The organism is Flammeovirga pectinis (genome assembly GCF_003970675.1).
Taxonomy (GTDB): Bacteria; Bacteroidota; Bacteroidia; order Cytophagales; family Flammeovirgaceae; genus Flammeovirga; species Flammeovirga pectinis.
On sequence record NZ_CP034563.1, the window covers coordinates 1,314,879 to 1,338,836 of the forward strand.

Genomic DNA, 23,958 nt, shown 5'->3' on the forward strand with positions numbered 1-23,958 from the left:
CTAAAAGCATCAATATATTTATACTTTTAGCCTTCGAAGAACACTTTTTGATATAGCGATAGAAATTGAAATTTTAGTGTTATCAATTACTTAATGAAAAAAATGAACATAGATTTGATCAATTTGTGTTACTCTATAAAGGAGTGCACAAAAAAGGCGGCAACGTTAATACAAGAGTATCCTAAGGAGTTACTTTCTGTAGAAAATAAAGAAGCTGGAGATAATTTAGCTTCTCAAGTTGTTACAGAGGTAGACAGGTTAAGCCAAGCACTACTACTTGATGAATTAAAAGGAGTAATTCTAAAATATGATTTGGGAGTACTCACAGAAGAAAGTATAGATGATAAAAGCAGGTTTAAGAAAGATTATTTTTTGTGTATTGATCCAATAGATGGTACACTTCCGTTTATTGAGCAAACTTCTGGTTACAGTATTTCTATTGCTTTAGTTGATAAGAAAGGGACAGCACTCATTGGAGTAATTTATGATCTGGTAGAGAATAATCTTTATCATTCCATTAAAAATGAGGGTGTTTTTAAGAATGATATTCCTTTCAAAATCAATAGAAACAAGCATTTTACTTTAGTATTTGATAGAAGTTTTCTGAAACATCCTCGATTTGAGAACATCAAAAGTGCTTTTATAAAAAAATATGGTGATAACATAAAAGTGATTGCTCATGGTGGAGCTGTAATGAATGCCATTTGGGTTTTGGAAAATGCTCCTGCCTGTTATTTCAAATTTCCAAAAAAAGTAAATGGAGGTGGAAGTATTTGGGATTACGCTGCTTCTAGTTGTTTATTTAACACGCTTAATTTAGTAACAACAGATAGTTTTGGCGAGCCAATTCAACTTAATCAAGAGAATACATTTATGAATGCAAAAGGAATTCATTACTCTACTGAATCAGATACTTTAGAATTGACAAAAAAATTTATTTAACCTTTTCTTCTATTGTTGCAATAAAAATAAACTGATATATCTACCCAAATAAATATTAGAAGATTTTGAAACAACAAACACTACAGATAAACGATTGTTTTTTAATGCATTATCGAATAAACATCAAAGTAGAAAAGAAAACAAAGTTACTTTAAATAATTATATTTTAATCGACTCTTAATACTTATTAATAAGTGTACAATTTATACCTAATAATTAACATTAAATAGAGTTAAAGGTTAATTTTTTTAACTAAAAGACCCCTATAATCACTAAGGTTTCACTTAAAAGTATTAAAAAAATACAATTAAATTAAACAACTTTAAAAGGAAACAATTAGTTAACATTAGATGATTTGTTTTGTACCTGAATTACGATCAAACCTAATTAAAATTTATCAATTAATTAATAGCTTAATGCTTACAAAACAATTTTCATTCGTAGCGGTACTTATGTGCCTTCTAACGGGATCAACTTTTGCACAATCAATTATCAAAGGTACCTTGTTAGATGCTTCTACTGAAGAGGCTATTATTGGAGCCAATGTTTCTATTGAAGGAACAACTACTGGTGCAATAACAGACTTTGATGGAAACTTCTCTTTTGAGTCCAAGGAAACTGGAAACAAAGTAGTTCAGATCTCATTCGTTGGAATGAAATCAATTAAAAAAAATGTCACGCTAGATGGTACTACTATTAATTTAGGCGAAGTATCTATGCAGTCTGACGCTATTGGTTTACAAGAAGTAGAAGTTATGGCTTCTATTGCTGTTGACCGTAAAACTCCTGTTGCTGCTGCAACAATTTCAGCAGAAGACATTGAAACTAAAGTAGGTAACCAAGAGTTTCCTCAAGTATTAAAGTCTACGCCTGGTATTTATGTATCTGGTGCTGGTGGTGGATTTGGCGATTCTCGTATCTCTTTACGTGGTTTCGACTCTGAAAATGTAGCCGTTATGATTAACGGTGTACCAGTAAACGACATGGAGAATGGTAAGGTCTACTGGTCTAACTGGGCAGGTTTAAATGATGTTACCAAAACAATGCAAGTACAAAGAGGTCTTGGTGCTTCTAAGTTAGCTGTACCTTCTGTTGGTGGTACTATTAACATTATTACTAAGGCAACTGATGCAGAAAAAGGCGGTAATGTATATATGGGTGTGGGTAACGATGGTTACTTAAAAACTGGACTTAGCTTATCTACAGGTTTAATGGATAATGGCTGGGCAGTCTCTACCTCTTTATCTAAAACAACGGGTAATGGTTATGTAGACGGAACATCTTTTGAAGGATATTCTTACTTCCTTAACATTGCAAAACAGATAAATGATAAGCATACTTTATCATTTACAACTTTTGGAGCTCCACAAACACACGGGCAACGTAGAACATACCTTCAGCAAGAAGATTACGATAAATACGGTAAAAGATATAACGCAGATTGGGGTTATAAAAATGGACAAGAATTTAACTCAAACGAGAACTTCTACCATAAGCCTCAAATGTCGCTTAACTGGTACTGGACAATTAGCGATAGAACAGATTTAGCAACTACTGCTTATGTATCTGTCGGTAAAGGTGGCGGTACAGGTCTTACATCAAACGCTGCGTATAGCGATCGTTTAAATGTAAATGACCACAGAACTTATGAAGGCATCATTGATTATGATAGCTTTATTGGTGCAAACCAACAACAGTTTGATGCAAGTAACGGAGATAACTCTAGTGTGTATTATGCCTCTAACAACAACCACTTATGGACTGGTGCGGTATCTACATTAACACATAAAATTAACGATGCTTGGACAATAACAGGTGGTCTTGATTTACGTTATTACAAAGGGGAGCATTACCAAACGGTGGATGACTTAATGGGTAACCCTTATTATGTAGATAACTCTAACAAATCTGTAGGTTCACAACAATTAGGTGTGGGTGACAAGATGGGTTACTATAACGATGGTATTGTACAATGGCAAGGTTTGTTCGGTCAGATTGAATACTCTAAAAACGATTTGACATGGTTCTTATCTGCTGCAGGTTCTCATCAGGCATACAAACGTATTGATTACTTTAACTATAGCGATGGTCCTAACGAAACAGATTGGCAAAGCTTCTTTGGTGGTTCTGCAAAAACAGGTGCCAATTACAATATAGATGAACACCATAATGTATATGCAAATGCAGGGTACATTTCTCGTCAGCCATTTATGAATGCTGTTTTCCTTAACTATAAAAATGATATCAATACACAAGCAACAAATGAAAAAATTGCTTCTGGTGAAATTGGATATGGTTACAGAACAAGAGGATTTAAAGTTAACGTAAACGGATATTACACATTCTGGCAAGACAAAGCATTCACAAAAACAGTTTTTGATGAAGATGGACAATCTTACTCAGCAAACTTATTAGGTGTAGATGCATTGCACAAAGGTGTAGAAGTTGATTTTACTTGGCAACCAACAAGAAAATTAACAATCACAGGTATGGCTTCTGTGGGTGACTGGAAATGGTTAAATAACTTAGAGAATGTAGTTATTTACGATGATCAACAAAGACCTGTAGATGAAGTTAATGTTTATATGAAAGGTGCTGAAGTTGGTAACACTGCTCAAACTACAGCTGCTCTAGGCATTAGTTATGAAGTTTTACCTAAATTAAGATTAATGGGTGATTGGAATTACTATGGTCAGCTTTATGCAGATTATGATGTAACAAGATTAGACGATCCTGCTTACAATAATACTAGCATGTACCAATTACCAAACTACAACTTATTTGATGTAGGCGCTTCTTATGCATTTGGAATGGGTGGATTTGATGGTTTAGTTAACTTCAAAGTAAATAATGTATTTGATACTGATTACGCTGTTCAAGGTCAGCAAGGTGGTTTAAACGAAACTGGTCAAACTACACTTAATGGTTACTACATGGGTGTTGGTAGAACATATTCTGTCGGATTAAAAATGAGCTTCTAGTTCGTATAATCCTATAAATCAGCGGTGTACTATTCTAAGAATGGTACACCGCTTTTTTTTTGGTTTTAATAAAGTACACTTGAATTTATCTAATTAAAGCATAGCACTTTTTTAATATTGTACAGTATTGAATAGATTTAAACACATTATTTTTTGAATTAATCTAATTACAACATATATTGAGAAACCATTCAATTTACCAACAATATCCATATTTAAAATTGTGCTATGAAGATATTAACGCCCCTTTTTGTGTTCTCTATAGTTGCTGTGATTGCCTTAACAATGCAATTTTCTCCTTTATCTGCTGATACAAATACAACAGAAATTATGTTGAATACTGGCTCGCCAGAAGAAACTGTAATTAAGATTAATAGAAGACTTAAAGACAACCACCAACGTGAATTAAAATGCGTTTTTAAAAACGGTGATATTCTTATAGAAAATAAAAATGAAATTCTGTACGCGGTTACTTACAACAAAGATTACCGTTATGTAACAGGTTTCGACAAAAACAACAAATTAAAATATCTTTATGTTGTTACTAAAGATAGTGGAAGCAAAATAATGGAGTACCATAAATTTATCTAAAAAAAGAGACCTGCTGTAATACAACAAGTCTCTAGTATTAATATTCGTATTCCTTTATTACAATAATAGACGAGTAGAACGTAATCTAAATACGTTCTACTTTTTTTATTGCATTTTCATCAACCCCATATAATAATTAGGGTTAATTTTTATGTCTTTAACTTCTTCTTGAATATCTATTGATTTCCAATTAGTAGTTACCTCAATTCTTTCTTTCTTCTCTCCTAACAGTATATCTACAGACATTTTAAAAGTAGGCAGTGCACTAGTAAAGCGATACGACAACCTGTTTTCATAAATTCTATATTCTAAAATTGGTATTTGATTAGTCCTTAAATACTGATCAAAAATAGGTTTTGCATCAAATTCTAAATGATTGCTTAAATAATTTTCTATCTGTTTAGTCTCAACTGTTTGGTGATAAAAATCTTTATTAAGCCCTCTCAAAGTAGCTAACCATTTTTCATCATCATTGGTAATTTGTCTAATCATGTTAAGCATATTAGACCCTTTATAATACATATCTCCAGAACCTTCAGCATTTACACCGTATATCCCAATAATTGGCTTATCATTTTGAATACTTGCACGCGTACCTCTTACATACTCTTGCCCGGCTTCTTTACCATAAAAATACTCTACAAATAGACATTCAGAATAAGATGTAAAACTTTCATGAATCCACATATCTGCAATATCTTTATCTGTAATATTGTTTGCAAACCACTCATGCCCTGCCTCATGTACAATAATAAAGTCGAATTTAAGTCCCCATCCTGTACCACTTAAATCTCTGCCTAAGTAACCATTTTGAAATTGATTCCCGTAGGTAACAGAACTCTGATGTTCCATTCCTAAATAAGGTACTTCTACTAACTTAAAACCATCTTCGTAAAAAGGGTATGGACCAAACCAATGTTCAAAAGCTTCTAACATTTGCTTAGTTTGCTGAAACTGCTTTTTAGCTTTCTCTAAGTTTGGTTTTAAAACATAATAATCTAGTGAGAGTTCTCCTTTTTCTCCATCATATTTATCAGAAAAATGAGCATAGTCTCCTATGTTTACATTTACACCATAATTATTGATAGGATTATCAACAAACCAATGATAGGTCTTTGTTTTTTTTCTTCTATTTTTTTCAACTTTGATTAACTGACCATTAGAAACGTCCATCAATAAATTTGATACTTCTACAGAAATTCTCATAGAGTCTGGTTCATCATACATATGGTCTTTTACTGGCCACCAAACACTTGCTCCTAAACCTTGACAAGATGTAGCTATAAAATCATTCCCATTTGTATCTTTATTCCATGTAAAACCACCATCCCAAGGTGCATTAACGGCTTCTCTTGGCTGACCATTATAATAAATAACGACATTGTTTATATCTCCTATATTTTGTTGTTTTTCTAAAGTGATGAAAAAAGCATTACCATTTCTAAAAAACTTTAGTTCTTTATCCTCTTGCAATACTTTAGTGATTTCCATTGGTTTTTGTAAATCAATTTGCATCACTTGAAATGGAGATAACACAGTATATTCTACCTTATTTGTACCTAGTATACTTTTTGATTCAGGAAGAACCTCAATAGATAAATGGTAATACTTTAAATCCCACCACTCTCTTTCTGGAGTAATAGAACCTCTTAAAGTATCTTGTTCAGTAAAAATTGCTTTATCACCTTGTAATAATTGTCCAAAAGAATTGAAAGACAATACGGATAAGAAAAGAATAAATAGTGGTTTAAACATTGCTTGATTGTTAAAATTAAGTGCTAACAAAAATACACAATCTTACTTTTATAAAAACCCCTTTTTAGAGAAAAACGAAGAATCACATTCGTTAACATCATAAAAATGTCAACCCACCGATGCTAATGGTCTCTATATTGAATACGAATTAACGCTCTCATTAAATGAAAAATTAATAATAATAGAACTAGGTATTTCGATTTCAAAAATAAATAGTCACCCATTATCCTTTAATAAAAAGGTTAAAAATATATAGACTGTCTTGCCTATAATAAAGTAAGATTAGTCAAAAAAATAAGTAAAAAAAGTAGTAGTAGCATATCATAAAGTGTAGTAAACCTCATTACTCTTTAGAGTATTTCTGAGTGAAGAATTTGCATTGCTAAAACTTCACTGTCAAGAGGTTTAATGAACAGATAACTATCAACCCGAATGAAAGAAACTGAAGGTTCTTTCTTCAACTATTCTCATGTGACTGCCTAATTTTTAGGCAGTCACTTTCATTTTAAAGAAGTTTTATCTTACAATTACTTTTTCTGTAGTAGTTGCAGCCCCACTTTTCACTTCAATAAATAATACTCCTTGTCCGTATATCATTGGTAACTCTATATGATTGTATTCTGTTTCAAATTCAGCATACGTTCTACCAGAGGCATCAAATATTCTAATGTCCATATTATTATAAGTTGATACTACATGAATATTCTCGCCATAATTGACGGGGTTTGGATAAATACTAACTGTATTTTGAGTTTGCTCTAAATAAATAGCATTAGGACCAAACGTTTGAGATAAACCGTCTAAATCAGTTTCTACTAAACGATAATAGACTACAGATGCTACAGGTAAATTTGTATCTATAAATTGATAATCTAATTTTGTGCTTGAGTTACCAGCTGCTTTAACATTACCAATTACTGCCCAATTTCTTGTGTCAATTGAGCGTTGAATTTCAAAGTTATCAGAATTAATTTCCGTTGCTGTACTCCAATCTAACACTACCTGGTTATTTACTAATTTACTATCAAAAGATATTAATTCGACAGGTAAGTCTTCTTCGCTATATTCTTGTTCATTTTCAGTCGTAATTAAAGGGTCATTATCATTTAATATAAGTGAAGAATTAGGCTTTACAATAACTCGATAATTCTTATTATTTCTAATAAATTCCGTTTTAATAAAAATAACATCTCCATTAATATATAAATTTATGGGTCCTGTTCCCATAAAAGTTATTTTTGCATCAGAAACTGTCAAACTATCAAATGATATTTCTAATATGTCATCACTATTATTATAATACTCATATTCTCCTCCATTTATATCATCTATGTAAATAGTATTTTCATCTACAAAAAAAGCATTCTCAGTATAATTAATTTCACTTGCTTTAAAAGCAAGAGGCTCACTATCTAAAGTAGTGCATGATGCAATAAGAAAAGGTGCAAAAATTAGAAGTATATATTTTTTCATAACGAAGGTAATTTATTTAGCGATAAGATTAATTTGTATAATCTGCAACGAAAAATATTCACCTTTGAATAAAAAATTTCTTCTAATTTAAAGTTGTTAAAATAATAAAAAGAATTGTTTAGAATTCCTATCATTAGGTGACTGTAAACTATAAAAAAGCAGTAGTACTTATTTAAACTCCTATTACCGACCCTACTGAAATTGATGCTTTTGGGTCTATAGTTATCACCGTTTTAAGAATTGATTGGGTATCCTTTTTCTTTACTAATAGCATTAAGGTTTCCATATTTTTTTGTGATAAACTATCTTTAGATTGAAGTTCTGTCATTCCTTGGTCAAAATTTAGAATAAGTTTGTTTCTTATCTTATCAAACTCCTTAGAGAAAATAAATATTTGAACAGACTGCTTACTCCCCTCAATTACTTTATCAACACAATATGCACTTACACCCATTGCAACACAGCCATAAACAACTTGCTCAATAGAGTTAGTTAAAAGGTATGAAGATAAGATAACCATTACATCTAATGTTAGAATAAGCTGACCGGGACTATAATTTTTATATTTATTAATAAGCATGGCAACTATATCTGTACCTCCTGTACTTCCACCTTGTTGTAAAATAAGGCCTGCACTTGTACCCGCCATCAATCCTCCAATTATTGCACACATAAACCTATCAGTTACCAAAGGTGCAGTTATAATTGATTGTAGTAACCATAAAAAGAAAGATAGCACAAATGTGGCAAATATAGTTTTTACCCCAAAGCCAAAGCCTAGGACTCTCATAGCAATGATTATTAAAAACGCATTTATAATAAAAACAGAGTACCCTACTTTAAAACCTGTCATAAAGTAAATAATAGTTCCTACTCCGCTTACTCCACCACCAACAATTTCGGAGGGTATTAAAAATCCAGTCCAACCTAAGGCATTTAAGAAAAGTCCAAGTGCAATTATGTAATAAGACTTAAATTGTTTAATGAAATTTATACTATTTGACATATAATAAATATTAATATACTTTATTCCTTTTTTTGATTTATTTTCACACAAAATTATGTTATAATACAATTTAACACAATTATATTAGACACTATATCATTTTAAACGAAATAAATTCTACATCACTATGAAGGATGAACTAGACTCGAAAGATATTCAGATTTTAAACTTATTACTGAATAATGCTCGGCTATCAAATAAAGAAATTGCTGCAAAAATTGAGATTGCTCAATCTAGTACTCATGATAGAATAAAGAAATTAACACAAAAAGGATACTTAAAGGGTGCAATTGCTCAGATTGACCACAAAATGCTTGGCCTTAACATCGAAGTCATATTAGAAATAAAACTAAATAAACAACATCGTTCAATAATTGAAGATTTCAGATTACAGGTTTCTCAATTGACAGGCGTCCTTCAATTATTTCATATGGCAGGTGATAATGATTTTATTCTACATGTTGCTGTAAAAGACTCAGATGAATTAAGAAGCTTTATTCTTGATAAATTATCTACTCTAGAGTATATACATAGTACCCAAACAACAATGGTTTTACAAAATGAAAAGGTAAATAATATCTTATAAGATTTAGAATCTCTAAAAGAACACAAAAATCCTCATATAAAGTAATTAGGAATAACTCATACTATCTATAGTAATTGGTGCTACTTGTTAAGTAACTCCTTTTTATATTTCATTGGAGTAAACCCTGTTTTACTTTTAAAGTATTTAATAAAATTAGAATCATCTATAAAGCCTAACCTAGACGCTATCTGTGAAGAATTTAAATTAGATTGTGCTACTAATGATTTTGCTTCAATCATTATGTAATCATCAAGAATTTGTTTTGCGGTTAAATTTGTCACTGTTTTTACGCACTCAGATAAATAGACAGTACTTATCTCTAATTTATCTGCATAAAATTTTATTGGATGAAATTTTTCTGATGTTGATTTAATCAGATTTTCAAACTTTAAAGTTATCTCCTCTTTCTTAGTTTTTATAGAGTTTACTTCATTTACAAAAACCAATTCTTCTTTCATTTTAAATAGCAATAATGTAAGATAGGCCCTAATGATTTCGAGATTATCCTTTGTTAGATCTTTGTAATGAAAGATCATTAAATCAAAATAATAAATAAACTTATTGATTTGTCCTCTATCTAATTTATATCCCGGAATAGTGAAGTGATTAAAAAATGGAAAGTTCTCAAATACATCAAATATGTTTTTAGTAAATGGCAAAAATTCTGGAGAGAAAAGAACGATGTAACTCATATAAGTAGCATCTGATTGCTTTACTTCCCAAGTAGCTTTCTGACCAGAAGAGATAAAATTCAAATTAAAATCAATTGGATTTATTTCATAATCGTCGATACTAATTTTCGCATCTAAGCCAATACATAAATTAATTTCAAAATAATCATGCTTATAAGACATTGCAGGTACTTCAGAAATATTCACGCCTTCAAAACTAGAAATATAGAATAATGGGTTATTGGTATCTTCTAAACCTAATGTTTTAAGAAAATCATTAATGTTACTTGAATTGTATTGCTCTAACTTTGTTTTCATTTTTTTTATTATGTATCACTTATTAAACAATTAAATAGACTTTAACATAGAAATATACCATTAATAACATCTATATATACCGTTTGTGATTTTATTTTGTAATTTATTACATATTGTTCACATTTATATTTTGAAAAAACATGTACTTACAAAATATATTTGCCTGACAACGAAATAAGTTTCAATTTATAACCTATTAAATAACAACAAGTTATGTCAGTAAAAGAAATAATGGTCAATCACGAATGGGGTGCTTTAAAAGAAGTAATTGTAGGTAGTGCATACTTTTATATTCCTGGTGAATTTCCTGAATATATGAGACCTTGGTTAAGTGATTTAGCTGTAGAAAGATTTACTAAAACGTGTGGAGGTAGTATTGAAGAAAAACTTCCTGAATTATGGAAAGAACAAGTAGATCAGATTCAAACGGCAATTGATCTTTTAGAAGAAAGAGGCATTAAAGTGCATCAATGTGAAAAACCAAATGAAGAAGAACTAACATTCTTTGGGGAAGGTGAATTTCTTCGTTTATCGATGTACCCTAGAGATGAGATTGTTGTTATTGGTAATAACTACATAGAAACGAGTTTACAAAACCAAGGTAGACGTAGTACTAAATGGGCAATTAGACGTACGCTTAATGATCGTCTTGAAAATAGCGATGCACAAATTGTTGCTATGCCAGAACCGTTCCCGTATAGTGGTGGATCGTACCTTGAATCTGGTGATGTTTTTCTTTTAGGTAAGGATATACTTGTTGGACATTCTGGTAATGGTAGTAATGCTGCTGGTATTGCTTGGTTAAAAAGATATTTAGGTGATGAATACAGAATTCATGAAGTTAAACTTTCTAGTAATTTCTTGCACTTAGACTGTGTTTTATGTACACCAAGAGAAGGGCTGGCTATTATCTGTAAAGAAGCATTTGTTGATGGTATACCTCCGTTATTAGAAGATTGGAAACTAATTGAAGTTTCTGTGGAAGATGCTGAAACAAAACAAGCGTGTAATAACCTTGTAATTGATGAAAAAACTATCATGGTTCCTTCTGAATTACCTGAATTAATTAAAGATTTAGAAGATGCTGGACAAGAAGTAATTGCTACTCCTTTTAGCTCTATGATATGGCAAGGCGGTTCTTTCCGTTGTTGGCACCACCCTCTTGTAAGAGAGAGTGCTATATAAAAATACATCAAAATTAATTTATACTAGTAATAAATTGATTTTACTAAGTTCTTAATTCTAAGCGTGATTACGTCTATATAATATTCTATTGTATATAGACGTAATCACCACTTTTTACCCTAAGCACTACAACAAAAAAACACTTTCAACTTCAATACAAAAAACAATAATGTATTCAAAAATACTCTCTAAGAAAATATTTTTTTTACTATTTTCATTTCTAATTTCTATACATCTTTACGCTCAAGATACAGAAATGAATACGCCTGGTAAACTATCAACCACTTTTATAGAATACCAATATGGTTGGAATAATACTGACTTTATGAATGGTCAAAATCCAAAAAATGGTGGTATGGGAATGTTTACCTTTGACCATACAACCATTACAAAATGGGGTGGTGTTTATGGATTTGTCAACTTTTTATTTGCTCCTGATGGTTTTTATGAAGCAGGCTACGAAAATGAAACCTTAGACAAAACATCTGGTCAATATAGATTGTATTCAGAGGTATACCCTTGGATTAGTTTAGGAGGCGTTACAGGTAAAGACTTTTCTTTTGGCCCTATTGCAGATGTCTCTTTAGATTTTCAAATAAACATGACAAATGGTAGTGCCGCAGGTTTAGCTGGTATGGGTTTTACGTTTAAAGGTCCTCTTAAAAAAGATTTCATTAAGCTTTCTACTTATTGGAGAACGGATAATGTTAAAGAAAATTCTATGCAGATAACAGGTGCTTTTAACATACATGTTTGGGAAAGAATTGGCTTTAGAATTCACGGATTTTTTGATTTAATTCCTCAAGTACAAAATAGAGCAGAATTTGGCGGTGCAGACTTAGGTACAGATTTTCTATCACAAGTACGCTTTCTTTTTGATGTAGGAAGAGATAATATCTTTAAAAGTCATACCTCTAAATTAGAAGTCGGTTGTGGCATTGGTATGCACTTTAATAAAGAATTAGCTAAATATAAAGCGGGTCATTTTGTACCTCAACCTTGTGTTAGATTATCATTTTAATAAGGATACTAACAAGTATATTTTTACTGTATAACTAATTTACTAAAAGAAATGGAGTTTAGTGTTAAACATTGGTATCTACCGTTAATTAGTGGTTTTCTATTTATTGCCTTAGGAATATGGGCTTTTATGAATCCATTATACATTTGGTTATCCTTATCTTACATATTTAGTTTAATTTTTCTAGTTTCTGGAGCTGCAAAAATCATATCAGCTATTATAAATAGAAATAGTATTCTTGGTTGGGGTTGGACATTAACTGATGGCATTTTCACAACATTGTTTGGTTCTATCTTACTTTCAGCACCTTTCCTATCAGTCAGTACTTTACCACTCTATCTTGGCTTTTATGTTACGTTTAAAGGTTTTGATACTGTAGCAAAAGCAATTGAATACAAAGATTTTTCTAGCTATTGGAGTTGGATCCTATTTTCTGGAATTATAAGTATAGTTTTTGGTTTTTGTTTACTTGGCAACATTTTATTGGCAGGAATGACTGTAGCACTCATCACAAGTTTATCATTAATTAACACTGGACTATCAGAATTTTTTATCGCTCTAAAATTGAAAAAATTGAACATGAAATTCCCTTCAAAAGGATAAATTTCCATGAATCATAAACCAAAGACTAGAGGTGAAAAATCGCTACTGGTTTAGACAAATTTAAAGTAGAATACGGAAATTTAAAATCAAAGATTGATTCTTCATTATCTGATGATAAAGAGAATATAAAATAAGGTTTATAAACCTCAAAGAATTACTTAATAATTAAAATAAAGAATGGAAAATAATTCAAAAGAAAAAGAAGCTTTAAAAGCTACGGAAACTACAATAGAGACTCCTAATTGTTCGGAAGGTATTGAAAACTTAAAAGATGAAGTATCTTCTGAGTTAAATAGTTTTGATGTATTTATATCTGAAATTGATACTAAGGGTTCTAAAGCTCTTCAAGAAATCAAAGAGAGTATCGCTTCTGATTTAAGTAAAATTAAAGAAGAATATGAAAACGTAAAATGTAAAATTGACGCGTCATTATCTGAAGATAAAGAAAATGTCAAACAAGATTTTCATAAACTAAAAGAATTACTGAATAAGTTAGACGATAAGTCTAATAATTCTTTTTCTAAGGATAATGAAAAGGATCAAGTAGTTTCTTAAATAGAGATCATTGAAAAAGTGACAACTCTATAATCTACTAACTTGACTATAAAGAATTATATCAAGTACATAATGGCACTTTTGCCAAAAAGTGGGTAAATTTTTAAATAAAGAGGCAGTCTCATAATTTATTAGTTATGGTGACTGCCTCTATATTTTTTAAATATATCTCGTCCTGAATTAGTGTTACACAAAACGTAACATTATGAATGATCATCAAGAATATCAGTATACTAAGCGCACACAAAAAGATTACAGCTACTCTTTTAAATTACAAGTTGTAGATGAAGTGGGACGAGGAGAAATAGGAATAACAGCTGCAAGACTTAAATATGGAATCCAAGGTAATGCTACGGTCCATACTTGGATAAGAAAGTATGGTAATTTAGATTGGGATAATAAATCTGATTTAAAAATGGGAAAGACACCAGAACAAAAATTATTGGAGCTAGAACAAAAGGTTCTATTATTAGAGAAGCAAAAATAGATATCTTGAAAAGACAGTAAACTTGTTCATGAATTTTCTCTACCCTCTTTAATAAGTGAATACGTTTTAAAATTAGAGGATTAGACTAAATATATAGTCTAATCCTTTCTCTATAAAAAAGAAAAAATTGATTTAACATAATTCTCGGGAGTGTAATCTGAACGCTGTCTCGATTTGATTCACAGTTTATTTTTCTCAGTTCATAATTAAGTCATAATTTCAATCTAATTCATAGCGATATAGATTTAGTATATATGGAAATGGGAACCTAAGGAGTAGTTTGTTTAGAATTCGTAAACTACAGCAATAGTAGTTTGATTAGCAGAATTTACAGCTTTGTTATTATGATTTAAGAAAATCTCCATATCTGAGGTGTCTCTACGAAGTTCAGGAATTACTCTTAAAGGTCCTAGATTAATATTACCTGATAATGTGAATGCATTAATTGTATTATAATCAGATATTCTAAAATTATTTGAACTAGCTGCTTTTTCTTTCTTTTTTTAAAAAAAAAAACGAAGTCCTAAAGAGAAAATGTTTAAGGTGCCTTAATTATTTGTCCAACTTTTTATTGCAAATCCAGACTGAGATAAAATTACATTAGCCATACCTATTGCAATAGAATTTTGTGTTTCAGTAAAATACGTTTTTATATTAGGTATATCTTGTCCTGAAAAATTATAGTTATAATATAAATCAACTGAACCTGAAATAGAAAGTTTATTGGATTCCTTTTTTAATTCTTTCTGCTCATTAATAGTTACTTCCGTACCCTCTTGTGCAAATGCTATAGAAACTGTAATTAATAAAAAGGTATTTAATGAGAATATTTTAAATTTCATATTAATTTATTCAAACTGTTGTTATTAGATTTTGAAAGTTTGGGTCTTTAATTAAGTCATATATAATAAATAAGCTGTGATAACCCTTTCCTTAATAGGTCATCACAGCGATATCCTCTTTGATTTATTGAAGAGCTTTAGAACCCTTAGTATCAATTTCAGATATAAATACATCAAAATTATTTAACTCAGAAAATACTTCATCGTTTAACTTGTTAAGTGATTCTTTTAGGTTTATAAACCTTATTTGATATTTTCTTTATCTTCAGGTATTGAAGACTAAACCACTCTGCACTGAAAGTGCAGAGGTTTGGGGGTAGGACTGAAAGTCCTACGCTCACTTCCTCTTATTCCAACATGAAGTTGGAATTATCGTCCATATCGCTCCTATGATGTTCTAAATAGTCGTTGACCATTTCGTCTGTAATGTTACCTGTACTCCAAGCGCCGTAACCTCCTGCCCAAAAATGCTTACCCCAATACCTTTTTCCTAAACTAGGATATTCTTGTTGAAGTAACCTTGAAGTTCGACCTTTCATACGTTTCAAAATATCACTAAGACTTTTAGTCGGAGGGTACTCTATATGGATATGAACATGATCTTTACTTACAACTCCTTTTAGGATCTCAATACCTTCTGCTTCACAAATTTGAATGAGAAGAGATCTACATCGTTTTTGAATATCTCCTTCTAGAACTTGATAACGATATTTAGTCGCAAAAACTATATGGACGGTCAACCTAGTCACTGTATGATGACCTTTTCTATACTCATGTGTCATAATACTCAGAATGTAGTAGATTTTTTCGAAATACTAAAGTTCTGCACTGAAAGTGCAGGGTTTTAAACCCATTTATGAGACCAATAAATGTTTGATTTTAAATTTCCGTATTCTACTTTAAATTTAATTAAACCAGAAGCGATACCCTCTTTGATTTCTTTAAGAGTTTTAGAACCCTTAGTATCAATTTCAGATATAAATACATCAAATTTATTTAGCTCAGTAGGTACTTCATCTTTTGAGTTTTCAATACCTTCCGAACATTTAGGAGTTCCTGTTTGAGATTCAACTTTTAAAGCTTCTTTTTCTTTTGAGTTATTTTCCATAATTTATTTAAATTATCATGTAACTTATTAGTGATTCTTTTAGGTTTAAATGCTCTAATAACAAATAATCAAAGAGCATACTTTTTAATACACCTTAAATTTTATAGTTCAACTTTATAACCTATTACATTTTACCTCCACCAACAGATTCAAAAATATATGTTGTTGATTGTAATTTCTGAGACATCGATTCAATATGCATTAACTGAATAGTAAGTAGGTTCTCTTGAGCATTTAAGATATCTAGATAATTTGCAAAACCACCAATTAATAAATAATGAGCATCATCTAATGATTTCTTTAATAAATCTTCTTGATTTTTTAATGCTAAATTATTTTTAGTTAATGTTTTATAGTCATTGAGGTAATTACTAACTTCAATACTAGCTTCTAAAACTTTCTGTTGAAAACTATAAAGTTTAATCTCTTGATCTAGTTTTTTTAATTCTTTCTCGGTTTTTAATTTTCTCCCATTCAAAAGAGGCTGTGTAAGTCCTCCTGTGAAATTATAGAAGAAAGAATTTGCAGAAAATAAATCTCCAGCATTGAGACTATTCAAACCTATATTTGCAGATAATACTAAACTTGGGTATAAACTCGCTTTTGCAACATTATATTCTTCAAAAGCTATTTTAAAGTCTAATTCTGCTTCTTTCACATCTGGTCTATTACTAATAGCGGCTAAAGGTATACCTACATTTAATGAAGCCGGTATTACCTGACTTTCTAGAGAAGTCCTTTTTAAATTAATACTTTTATTACCAATTAAAATTATTAAAGCATTCTCTAAATTGAATATTTTATTTTCAATATTTGTCAATAATATATTAACATTTTCCAATTGAGCTTTTGCTTGACTTACTGCTAAAGTATTACTTCTACCTGCCTCTTTTAAACTTATAATAGCAGATAAACTTCTCTCTCTAACATCTAGCGTTTTTAATAATAACTCCTTACTTTGTTCGGCCTCAAGTAATTGATAATATGTCCTAGCTAGATTAGCAATCAACTGAACTTGAATAGTTTTTTGGGCTGTTATTGATTTTTCAAATTGTGCAAAACTCGTTAACTTTTTACTCTTAATTTTCCCCCAAATATCAGCCTCCCAACCTATTGAACTTTCTAAAGTAAAATCATTATATGATGTAGTTGGTGAAAAACTACCTTGAAAAGAATTATTAGAGACATTATTTCTCATATAATTAGCATTAACTCCTATTGTGGGAAGATAAGACATCTTCCCTTTTTTCATTGTAGCTCTGAATTTTTCTATATTCTTAAAAGCAACCTTATTGTTAATATTGTAAATTAATGCAGTGTCAATATAGTTTTTCAAAATTGAATCACTAAAGAATTCACCCCAACTAATTTCTCCAATATTTTCACCAGTAGAACAAAGGCTATCTAATCTAAATAAAGATAAATTTTCAGTACTTGGAGCTATGTATTTCTTTGTGGCTAAACAGCCTATTAAATTAATTAATATAAGAAATAATGAAATTTTCTTAAGATATAATATTTTTTTCATGTCGGAAATATTTTTAATTTTTTATTTTCTCATCTAGTTTTTGGAAAATTATGTACAATACTGGAATCGCTAATACCCCGAATAAAGTACCAATAAGTAATCCTCCTGCAGCTCCAGTTCCAATAGATCTACTTCCTGCGGCACCAACACCGTTTGAGAAGACTAATGGAAGAAGCCCTAAAATAAAAGCAAAAGATGTCATTAAAATCGGTCTTAATCTATCAAGAGCTCCTTCTAAAGCAGCTTGTTGTATTGATAAACCATTTTCTCTTTTTTGCTTAGAAAATTCAACAATTAATATAGCATTCTTGGCTAATAGACCTATTAACATTACCAATGCTATTTGGAAATAAATATTATTATCTAGCCCAAAAGCAAACGATGAAAAATAAGCACCAGCAATTCCTATTGGTAAAGAAAGAATTATAACGAATGGTAACAGTAAGCTTTCATATTGTGCAGCCAATAATAAAAACACAAATAAAATACTTATTGATAGAATAATAGGTGCCTGACCAGAACTCTCAATCTCTTCCCTAGTTAATCCACTAAATTCAATTTTATAATTTCCACCCAATTTCTTAGCTTCTTGTTTAATTGCTTCAATTGTTTGACCAGAACTGAAACCTGGATTAATAGAACCATTTATAGTAACTGAATTATAAAGGTTAAATCTATTTAATGATTGAGCTCCATTTATGTATTTTAAAGAAATGAAGTTTTTAATTGGAGCCATCTGACCTTTATTATTCTTCACAAAAATTGAAGATAAATCATTTTTGTTTTTTCTAAATTCTGGTGAGGACTGAATATAAACTTTATATGGTTTACCAAATTTATTAAAATCAGTTACATAAAGACTACCAACGTAACCTTGTAAAACATCTAATATTGATGAAACTTCAAGATCAAACCTTTTTGCTTTCGCAAAATCAACGTCAATTTCATATTGAGGAAAGTTAGTATTTAATGAATTAGAGGCGAAACCAATTTCATTTCTGTTATTTAAATTTTCAACAAAAGCTGTAGCTTCTTTATTTAAATTTGATAATTTACCTGATTTTTTATCAATAAAACGAACTTCAAAACCACCTGTATCACCATAGCCAGGAATACTTGCTGGCTGGAAGAATATTATATTAGCATCTTTAATTTCAGATACTCGTGAAAATAATTTTTGAATTATTGCATCAGAACTTGATCCTGGATCTTTTCTTTCCTCTAGGTTTTTAAGTAAAATAAAACCTTGTGCATTACTACTAGCTGCTCCAGAAAAGAAGTTAGTCCCAACAGAATAATTAAAATCCACAATTTCGTCAAAATCTCTTGTAATGTCATTTAACTGTTCTAATACTGCTAATGTTCTTCCTAAAGAAGCTCCCGCAGGCAACTCTATATTAGACATTATGACACTTCTATCTTCTGAAGGTACAAAACCTTGTGGCGTTACTTTATTAAGCCAAAGAATGCTAATAACTGATATGATTAATCCTACAATTGTAATCCATTTGAATTTAAATAATTTTTTTAAAATTGATAAATATTGATTTTTCAATAATTCAAATGCTGTGTTAAATGAATCATAAAACCTTTGTAATTTAGTTTTCTTAATATCATTTAAATTATTTTGATGAGGCTTTAAAAATAGAGCACATAATGCAGGAGATAATGTTAAAGCATTAATAGCAGAAATTAGAATAGCTGTAGCTAGTGTTATACCAAATTGCTTATAAAACATTCCTGAAGGACCATTCAAAAATGTTACAGGAACGAAAACTGCACCCATAATAAGTGTAATAGAAATAAGCGATCCTGTTATTTCTCTCATTGCAGTTTTTGAAGCTTCTAACGCATTGTCAATACCACTTTCTAGTTTAGCATGAATCGCTTCCACGACTACAATTGCATCATCTACAACAATCCCAATTCCTAAAATTAATGCAAAAAGTGTCAAAAGGTTCATAGAGAAACCTATGATATTAAGTATAAAGAATGTTCCAATAATTGAAACAGGAACAGCGATCGCAGGAATTAAAGTTGATCTAAAATCTTGTAAAAAAATAAAAACAACTAAAAATACCAGTATAAATGCTTCCACTAAAGTATGAGATACTTTATCAATTGATGCTACTAGGAAATCATTTGTATTATAGACAATTGAATATTTTATTCCATTTGGAAAACTTAATTTTAAATTTTCTAAACTATTTATTAAAGCTTCATTAATTTTTTGAGCATTAGTATTTGGTAATTGAAACACACCAAATGTAACTGCACTTTTTCCATTTTCTTGAGATGCTAATGAATAAGATAAGGCTCCTAATTCAACTTTAGCAACATCTTTTAAATAAATATTATTCCCTTTTTTATCAACAAAAACAATAACATTTTCATATTGCCTTTCATCTTTAAATCGACCTTTATACCTCAAAACATATTCAAACGATTGACCTGTGTTTTGCCCTAATGATCCCGGAGCTGCTTCTCTACTTTGTTCTGTAACGGCTCTTCTAATATCTTCGGGAATTAAACCATAAATAGCCATTTTCGAAGGGTTTAACCAGATTCTCATAGTGTAACTCTTACTACCATAGACATCTATCTTACTTACCCCACTAATACGTTTTAATTCTGGAATTACATTTATATTAGCGTAATTTTGAAGAAAGGTTTCATCATAATCATCAGAAGTTGCAACAATAGACAAATACATCAATGCTGAGTTTTGTGTTTTTTGTGTTGTAACACCATATCTAATAACTTCTTGAGGCAATATTGCATTTGCTCTAGAAGCTCTGTTTTGGACATTTACTGCTGCAATATCTGGATCGATACCTTGATTAAATATTACTGTTATTTTTGCTGAACCATCACTATTGGCAGTAGAAGTCATGTATTTCATTCCTTCTACACCATTGATTTGTTCTTCGATAGGTGCTATAACACTTTCAATAATTGTTTGTGCATTTGCTCCTGGATAACTTGTCGTTATTTCTACTGTCGGTGGTGCAATTTCAGGATATTGTGAAACTGGAATCGTTTTTAAACCTATAACACCTAAGATTACAGTGATAACTGAAATAACACCCGATAATATAGGCCTACTAATAAATTTTTGTAACATTATATTATTATTTAAATACTGTATTAAAAGATAGGATAATGTTGCTCATATCAACATAGTTAGGTTTAATTACCATATTCGGACGTACTTTATTTACCCCTTCGGCAAGAATTATTTCACCACTATTTAAACCTTCCCCTATAATGTATTGTCTTTCTACTTGATCTAATACCTCGACTGATTTTGCAATTAAAATATTATCTTTTGATAAAACATATACGCATTTCTGTCCTTGTAAATCAAAAGTTGAAGACATTGGTATGGTAATAACATTAGAATAATAAACTGGTATTCTAATTTTCCCACTACTCCCACTTAATAAACTATACTCAGAATTATCAAATAATGCTCTCAATTGAATAGCTCCAGTTTTTGATTCAATTTTTCCTGACGTAGCGTTTAATGCTCCCTGTTTATTATAAATTTCACCATTAGAAGCCTCAAAATAGACTTTTGGTAAAAAATTAATCTTATCATCTAAAGTATTCCCATTCAGCCCCTTTATTAAATCATAAAGATTATCTTCATTCATTGAAAAATAAGCATGAATATTTTTTGTGTCTGAAATAGTTGACAACGGGTTTGCATCATTTGGACTAACTAATGCTCCTACTTTTAAGTTAAGTCTACCTATAAATCCACTTGTTGGACTTTTAATATAAGTATAATCTTTATTAACAACTATACTTTTATACGTACTTTTTGCTTGATTTAATTGTGCTTTTAGAGATGCTAAATTAGCTTTAGCAGTTCTCAATTCAACATTGCTAATAATATCTCTTTCAACCAAAGGTTCTAATTTTTCAATTTCAATTTCTGCTTGATTTACTTTTGCTTCAGCTGTTTTTATTGCTGCTTCTGCAGCAAAAGCATCTTGTTCTAAAGTATTAGCTTCAATTTTAAATAATAATTGGTTCTTTTTTACATAATCACCTTCGTCAATAAAAACTTTAGAAATATACCCTGATATTTTAGATCTGATTTCAACCTCTTCAGTTCCTTGAATTTGTGTAGGGTAACTTACATAACTACTAATATTAGTAGTTGTAGTCTTAAAAACAGGGTATGTTTCAATATGATCCTCTCTATCAACTTTATTATCCGAACATGACGGGAGATAAAATAAAATAATTAGAAAGAAGAAGAATATAAAAAGTTGATTAACTTTTCTCTTTAATGATGACATTTCTAAATTAAACATGAATAAGTGCTATTTTAAATTTTATGAATTGAGTGTTATTTTAATATTCAGTTAAAAAAATCACTAGAAATCTATTTTTTTCATCGAAATAACTTTTACTGAACTGAGCAAACTTATATTTTTAAAAAACTCTTTTCAAACACTATAAGTGAACAAACATTAATTTTACATCAAAAAAATATAAATTAGGTATATTTAAACTATAAAAATGGTGTATTTCTATGTTATTATTTTAATACTTGGATTTGTTAACACTTTTCGATCTTAATGGGTCAGTAGTAAAAACTAGACTTATCTTGCCTAAGAAGCATGGAGGTTTTATACATGAAAAAATTTTAATTAGCTACATCTCTTTGTTTTTGTGATTTAGTCTATTTAATAGGTTGATTATAAAATGTAGTCTTCATTCGATTTAAAATTATCCTTACAGTATTGAGGAGTCTATATATAACATCTTTTATAGAAAAAAATATGCAACCATTTAATTATTGAATTTTATCTAAAAACTTGAATTCTAATAAAAATTGTAACCTTAAGCTCTATAGATTTTAATATTCATTAGTTTCACTTTCCAAAGAAAATGAAGTGTAGAAATAAACAAATACATAGAAATTCACCATTTTAGCATTAATTTTAAACCATATTTAATTTTATTTCATGTTTAATTACATTCTATTCACATTTATATTTTGAAAAAACATGTACTTACCCAATATATTTGTCCCATAACGAAATAAGTTTCAATTTATAACACATTAAATAACAACAAGTTATGTCAGTAAAAGAAATAATGGTCAATCACGAATGGGGTGCTTTAAAAGAAGTAATTGTAGGTAGTGCATACTTTTATATTCCTGGTGAATTTCCTGAATATATGAGACCTTGGTTAAGTGATTTAGCTGTAGAAAGATTTACTAAAACGTGTGGAGGTAGTATTGAAGAAAAACTTCCTGAATTATGGAAAGAACAAGTAGATCAGATTCAAACGGCAATTGATCTTTTAGAAGAAAGAGGCATTAAAGTGCATCAATGTGAAAAACCAAATGAAGAAGAACTAACATTCTTTGGGGAAGGTGAATTTCTTCGTTTATCGATGTACCCTAGAGATGAGATTGTTGTTATTGGTAATAACTACATAGAAACGAGTTTACAAAACCAAGGTAGACGTAGTACTAAATGGGCAATTAGACGTACGCTTAATGATCGTCTTGAAAATAGCGATGCTCAAATTGTTGCTATGCCAGAACCCTTCCCGTATAGTGGTGGATCGTACCTTGAATCTGGTGATGTTTTTCTTTTAGGTAAGGATATACTTGTTGGACATTCTGGTAATGGTAGTAATGCTGCTGGTATTGCTTGGTTAAAAAGATATTTAGGTGATGAATACAGAATTCATGAAGTTAAACTTTCTAGTAATTTCTTGCACTTAGACTGTGTTTTATGTACACCAAGAGAAGGACTGGCTATTATCTGTAAAGAAGCATTTGTTGATGGTATACCTCCGTTATTAGAAGATTGGAAACTAATTGAAGTTTCTGTGGAAGATGCTGAAACAAAACAAGCGTGTAATAACCTTGTAATTGATGAAAAAACTATCATGGTTCCTTCTGAATTACCTGAATTAATTAAAGATTTAGAAGATGCTGGACAAGAAGTAATTGCTACTCCTTTTAGCTCTATGATATGGCAAGGCGGTTCTTTCCGTTGTTGGCACCACCCTCTTGTAAGAGAGAGCGCTACTTTAGCTTAATTTATGCATTTAGTGGTTGCATCTTTTTATTAAATTGATGTAACCACATTTAAAAATTATTTAATAACTGCGCAAGTGTGATTCATAATATAGAAATCATTTCGATATCTATATAATTATTAACAGTGATGATACTTATATATGAAATACATATATCTTATAGAAAATAACACTGTATTGTTCTTATCTCTTTAAATAAAGAAAACCTACATCACTTTCTCTAAAATCAAG

The 23,958-nt window shown here is 30.2% G+C and carries 20 protein-coding genes; 10 read left to right on the forward strand and 10 right to left on the reverse strand.

The genetic code is table 11. From position 1 onward, the window contains the following. Positions 1-102 precede the first annotated feature (102 nt). The 3 genes from EI427_RS25200 (at position 103) to EI427_RS25210 (ending at position 4,514) form a co-directional block, all read left to right on the forward strand. Positions 103-942: a 3'(2'),5'-bisphosphate nucleotidase CysQ family protein gene (locus EI427_RS25200; protein ID WP_170178617.1), complete on the forward strand. Its 840-nt coding sequence runs from the start codon at positions 103-105 to the stop codon at positions 940-942. A 416-nt stretch (positions 943-1,358) separates the two neighbouring features. Beyond that, positions 1,359-3,923 carry a TonB-dependent receptor gene (locus EI427_RS26495; protein WP_126620298.1) on the forward strand — a complete coding sequence of 855 codons (2,565 nt, stop codon included), beginning with the start codon at positions 1,359-1,361 and terminating at the stop codon, positions 3,921-3,923. A gap of 228 nt (positions 3,924-4,151) precedes the next feature. After that, on the forward strand, positions 4,152-4,514 hold the full coding sequence (locus EI427_RS25210) for a hypothetical protein (protein ID WP_126620300.1): 363 nt from the start codon (positions 4,152-4,154) through the stop codon (positions 4,512-4,514). Positions 4,515-4,619: 105 nt separating this feature from the next. Here the strand turns inward: EI427_RS25210 and EI427_RS25215 are convergent, their stop codons facing one another. The 3 genes from EI427_RS25215 to EI427_RS25225 form a co-directional block, all read right to left on the reverse strand. Then, positions 4,620-6,269 carry a M1 family metallopeptidase gene (locus tag EI427_RS25215; RefSeq protein WP_126620302.1) on the reverse strand — a complete coding sequence of 550 codons (1,650 nt, stop codon included), beginning with the start codon at positions 6,267-6,269 and terminating at the stop codon, positions 4,620-4,622. A gap of 516 nt (positions 6,270-6,785) precedes the next feature. Continuing rightward, the gene (locus tag EI427_RS25220; protein ID WP_126620304.1) at positions 6,786-7,742 is read right to left on the reverse strand and encodes a T9SS type A sorting domain-containing protein; all 957 of its coding nucleotides are present in this window, start codon (positions 7,740-7,742) and stop codon (positions 6,786-6,788) included. 172 nt (positions 7,743-7,914) lie between these two features. Continuing rightward, the gene (locus EI427_RS25225) at positions 7,915-8,748 is read right to left on the reverse strand and encodes a YitT family protein (RefSeq protein ID WP_126620306.1); all 834 of its coding nucleotides are present in this window, start codon (positions 8,746-8,748) and stop codon (positions 7,915-7,917) included. Positions 8,749-8,875: 127 nt separating this feature from the next. On the opposite strand from EI427_RS25225, the gene EI427_RS25230 reads away from it, so the two are divergent. After that, complete coding sequence (locus EI427_RS25230) at positions 8,876-9,334, forward strand: Lrp/AsnC family transcriptional regulator (RefSeq protein ID WP_126620308.1); 459 nt, start codon at positions 8,876-8,878, stop codon at positions 9,332-9,334. 80 nt (positions 9,335-9,414) lie between these two features. Here the strand turns inward: EI427_RS25230 and EI427_RS25235 are convergent, their stop codons facing one another. Continuing rightward, complete coding sequence (locus EI427_RS25235) at positions 9,415-10,323, reverse strand: helix-turn-helix domain-containing protein (RefSeq protein WP_126620310.1); 909 nt, start codon at positions 10,321-10,323, stop codon at positions 9,415-9,417. Between the two features lie 213 nt (positions 10,324-10,536). Between EI427_RS25235 and EI427_RS25240 the strand changes: the two genes are divergently transcribed. The 5 genes from EI427_RS25240 (at position 10,537) to EI427_RS25260 (ending at position 14,174) form a co-directional block, all read left to right on the forward strand. Then, the gene (locus tag EI427_RS25240) at positions 10,537-11,508 is read left to right on the forward strand and encodes a dimethylarginine dimethylaminohydrolase family protein (RefSeq protein ID WP_126620312.1); all 972 of its coding nucleotides are present in this window, start codon (positions 10,537-10,539) and stop codon (positions 11,506-11,508) included. 169 nt (positions 11,509-11,677) lie between these two features. After that, positions 11,678-12,529, forward strand: coding sequence for a hypothetical protein (locus EI427_RS25245; protein WP_126620314.1), 852 nt, complete (start codon positions 11,678-11,680; stop codon positions 12,527-12,529). Positions 12,530-12,580: 51 nt separating this feature from the next. Then, positions 12,581-13,132, forward strand: coding sequence for an HdeD family acid-resistance protein (locus tag EI427_RS25250; protein ID WP_126620316.1), 552 nt, complete (start codon positions 12,581-12,583; stop codon positions 13,130-13,132). 177 nt (positions 13,133-13,309) lie between these two features. Next, positions 13,310-13,687 (forward strand): hypothetical protein, encoded by a 378-nt coding sequence (locus EI427_RS25255; RefSeq protein ID WP_126620318.1) that lies wholly within the window; start codon positions 13,310-13,312, stop codon positions 13,685-13,687. A 205-nt stretch (positions 13,688-13,892) separates the two neighbouring features. Continuing rightward, positions 13,893-14,174: a transposase gene (locus tag EI427_RS25260; protein ID WP_126620320.1), complete on the forward strand. Its 282-nt coding sequence runs from the start codon at positions 13,893-13,895 to the stop codon at positions 14,172-14,174. Between the two features lie 548 nt (positions 14,175-14,722). Here the strand turns inward: EI427_RS25260 and EI427_RS25270 are convergent. From EI427_RS25270 to EI427_RS25295, 6 genes are all read right to left on the reverse strand, one after another. Continuing rightward, entirely contained in the window at positions 14,723-15,016 is a 294-nt protein-coding gene (locus EI427_RS25270; RefSeq protein WP_126620323.1) for an outer membrane beta-barrel protein, read from the reverse strand. Between the two features lie 347 nt (positions 15,017-15,363). Then, on the reverse strand, positions 15,364-15,798 hold the full coding sequence (gene tnpA / locus EI427_RS25275; RefSeq protein ID WP_126615292.1) for an IS200/IS605 family transposase: 435 nt from the start codon (positions 15,796-15,798) through the stop codon (positions 15,364-15,366). 62 nt (positions 15,799-15,860) lie between these two features. Beyond that, on the reverse strand, positions 15,861-16,124 hold the full coding sequence (locus EI427_RS25280) for a hypothetical protein (RefSeq protein WP_126620325.1): 264 nt from the start codon (positions 16,122-16,124) through the stop codon (positions 15,861-15,863). Positions 16,125-16,248: 124 nt separating this feature from the next. Then, entirely contained in the window at positions 16,249-17,652 is a 1,404-nt protein-coding gene (locus EI427_RS25285) for a TolC family protein (RefSeq protein ID WP_126620327.1), read from the reverse strand. Between the two features lie 13 nt (positions 17,653-17,665). Next, positions 17,666-20,776 carry an efflux RND transporter permease subunit gene (locus tag EI427_RS25290; RefSeq protein WP_126620329.1) on the reverse strand — a complete coding sequence of 1,037 codons (3,111 nt, stop codon included), beginning with the start codon at positions 20,774-20,776 and terminating at the stop codon, positions 17,666-17,668. A 7-nt stretch (positions 20,777-20,783) separates the two neighbouring features. Next, positions 20,784-21,977 carry an efflux RND transporter periplasmic adaptor subunit gene (locus tag EI427_RS25295; RefSeq protein WP_126620331.1) on the reverse strand — a complete coding sequence of 398 codons (1,194 nt, stop codon included), beginning with the start codon at positions 21,975-21,977 and terminating at the stop codon, positions 20,784-20,786. Between the two features lie 772 nt (positions 21,978-22,749). Here EI427_RS25295 and EI427_RS25300 point away from each other — a divergent pair. Further along, complete coding sequence (locus EI427_RS25300) at positions 22,750-23,727, forward strand: hypothetical protein (protein WP_126620333.1); 978 nt, start codon at positions 22,750-22,752, stop codon at positions 23,725-23,727. Positions 23,728-23,958 lie beyond the last annotated feature (231 nt).

Bases quoted from the DNA above. Each gene is read 5' to 3' on its own strand.
- EI427_RS25255 (WP_126620318.1), top strand. From the start codon at position 13,310: ATGGAAAATAATTCAAAAGAAAAAGAAGCTTTAAAAGCTACGGAAACT.
- EI427_RS25200 (WP_170178617.1), top strand. From the start codon at position 103: ATGAACATAGATTTGATCAATTTGTGTTACTCTATAAAGGAGTGCACA.
- EI427_RS25210 (WP_126620300.1), top strand. From the start codon at position 4,152: ATGAAGATATTAACGCCCCTTTTTGTGTTCTCTATAGTTGCTGTGATT.
- EI427_RS25260 (WP_126620320.1), top strand. From the start codon at position 13,893: ATGAATGATCATCAAGAATATCAGTATACTAAGCGCACACAAAAAGAT.
- EI427_RS25225 (WP_126620306.1), bottom strand. From the start codon at position 8,748: ATGTCAAATAGTATAAATTTCATTAAACAATTTAAGTCTTATTACATA.
- tnpA (WP_126615292.1), bottom strand. From the start codon at position 15,798: ATGACACATGAGTATAGAAAAGGTCATCATACAGTGACTAGGTTGACC.
- EI427_RS25230 (WP_126620308.1), top strand. From the start codon at position 8,876: ATGAAGGATGAACTAGACTCGAAAGATATTCAGATTTTAAACTTATTA.
- EI427_RS25285 (WP_126620327.1), bottom strand. From the start codon at position 17,652: ATGAAAAAAATATTATATCTTAAGAAAATTTCATTATTTCTTATATTA.
- EI427_RS25280 (WP_126620325.1), bottom strand. From the start codon at position 16,124: ATGGAAAATAACTCAAAAGAAAAAGAAGCTTTAAAAGTTGAATCTCAA.
- EI427_RS25235 (WP_126620310.1), bottom strand. From the start codon at position 10,323: ATGAAAACAAAGTTAGAGCAATACAATTCAAGTAACATTAATGATTTT.
- EI427_RS25245 (WP_126620314.1), top strand. From the start codon at position 11,678: ATGTATTCAAAAATACTCTCTAAGAAAATATTTTTTTTACTATTTTCA.
- EI427_RS25270 (WP_126620323.1), bottom strand. From the start codon at position 15,016: ATGAAATTTAAAATATTCTCATTAAATACCTTTTTATTAATTACAGTT.
- EI427_RS25290 (WP_126620329.1), bottom strand. From the start codon at position 20,776: ATGTTACAAAAATTTATTAGTAGGCCTATATTATCGGGTGTTATTTCA.
- EI427_RS25215 (WP_126620302.1), bottom strand. From the start codon at position 6,269: ATGTTTAAACCACTATTTATTCTTTTCTTATCCGTATTGTCTTTCAAT.
- EI427_RS25250 (WP_126620316.1), top strand. From the start codon at position 12,581: ATGGAGTTTAGTGTTAAACATTGGTATCTACCGTTAATTAGTGGTTTT.
- EI427_RS25220 (WP_126620304.1), bottom strand. From the start codon at position 7,742: ATGAAAAAATATATACTTCTAATTTTTGCACCTTTTCTTATTGCATCA.
- EI427_RS25240 (WP_126620312.1), top strand. From the start codon at position 10,537: ATGTCAGTAAAAGAAATAATGGTCAATCACGAATGGGGTGCTTTAAAA.
- EI427_RS25300 (WP_126620333.1), top strand. From the start codon at position 22,750: ATGTCAGTAAAAGAAATAATGGTCAATCACGAATGGGGTGCTTTAAAA.
- EI427_RS25295 (WP_126620331.1), bottom strand. From the start codon at position 21,977: ATGTTTAATTTAGAAATGTCATCATTAAAGAGAAAAGTTAATCAACTT.
- EI427_RS26495 (WP_126620298.1), top strand. From the start codon at position 1,359: ATGCTTACAAAACAATTTTCATTCGTAGCGGTACTTATGTGCCTTCTA.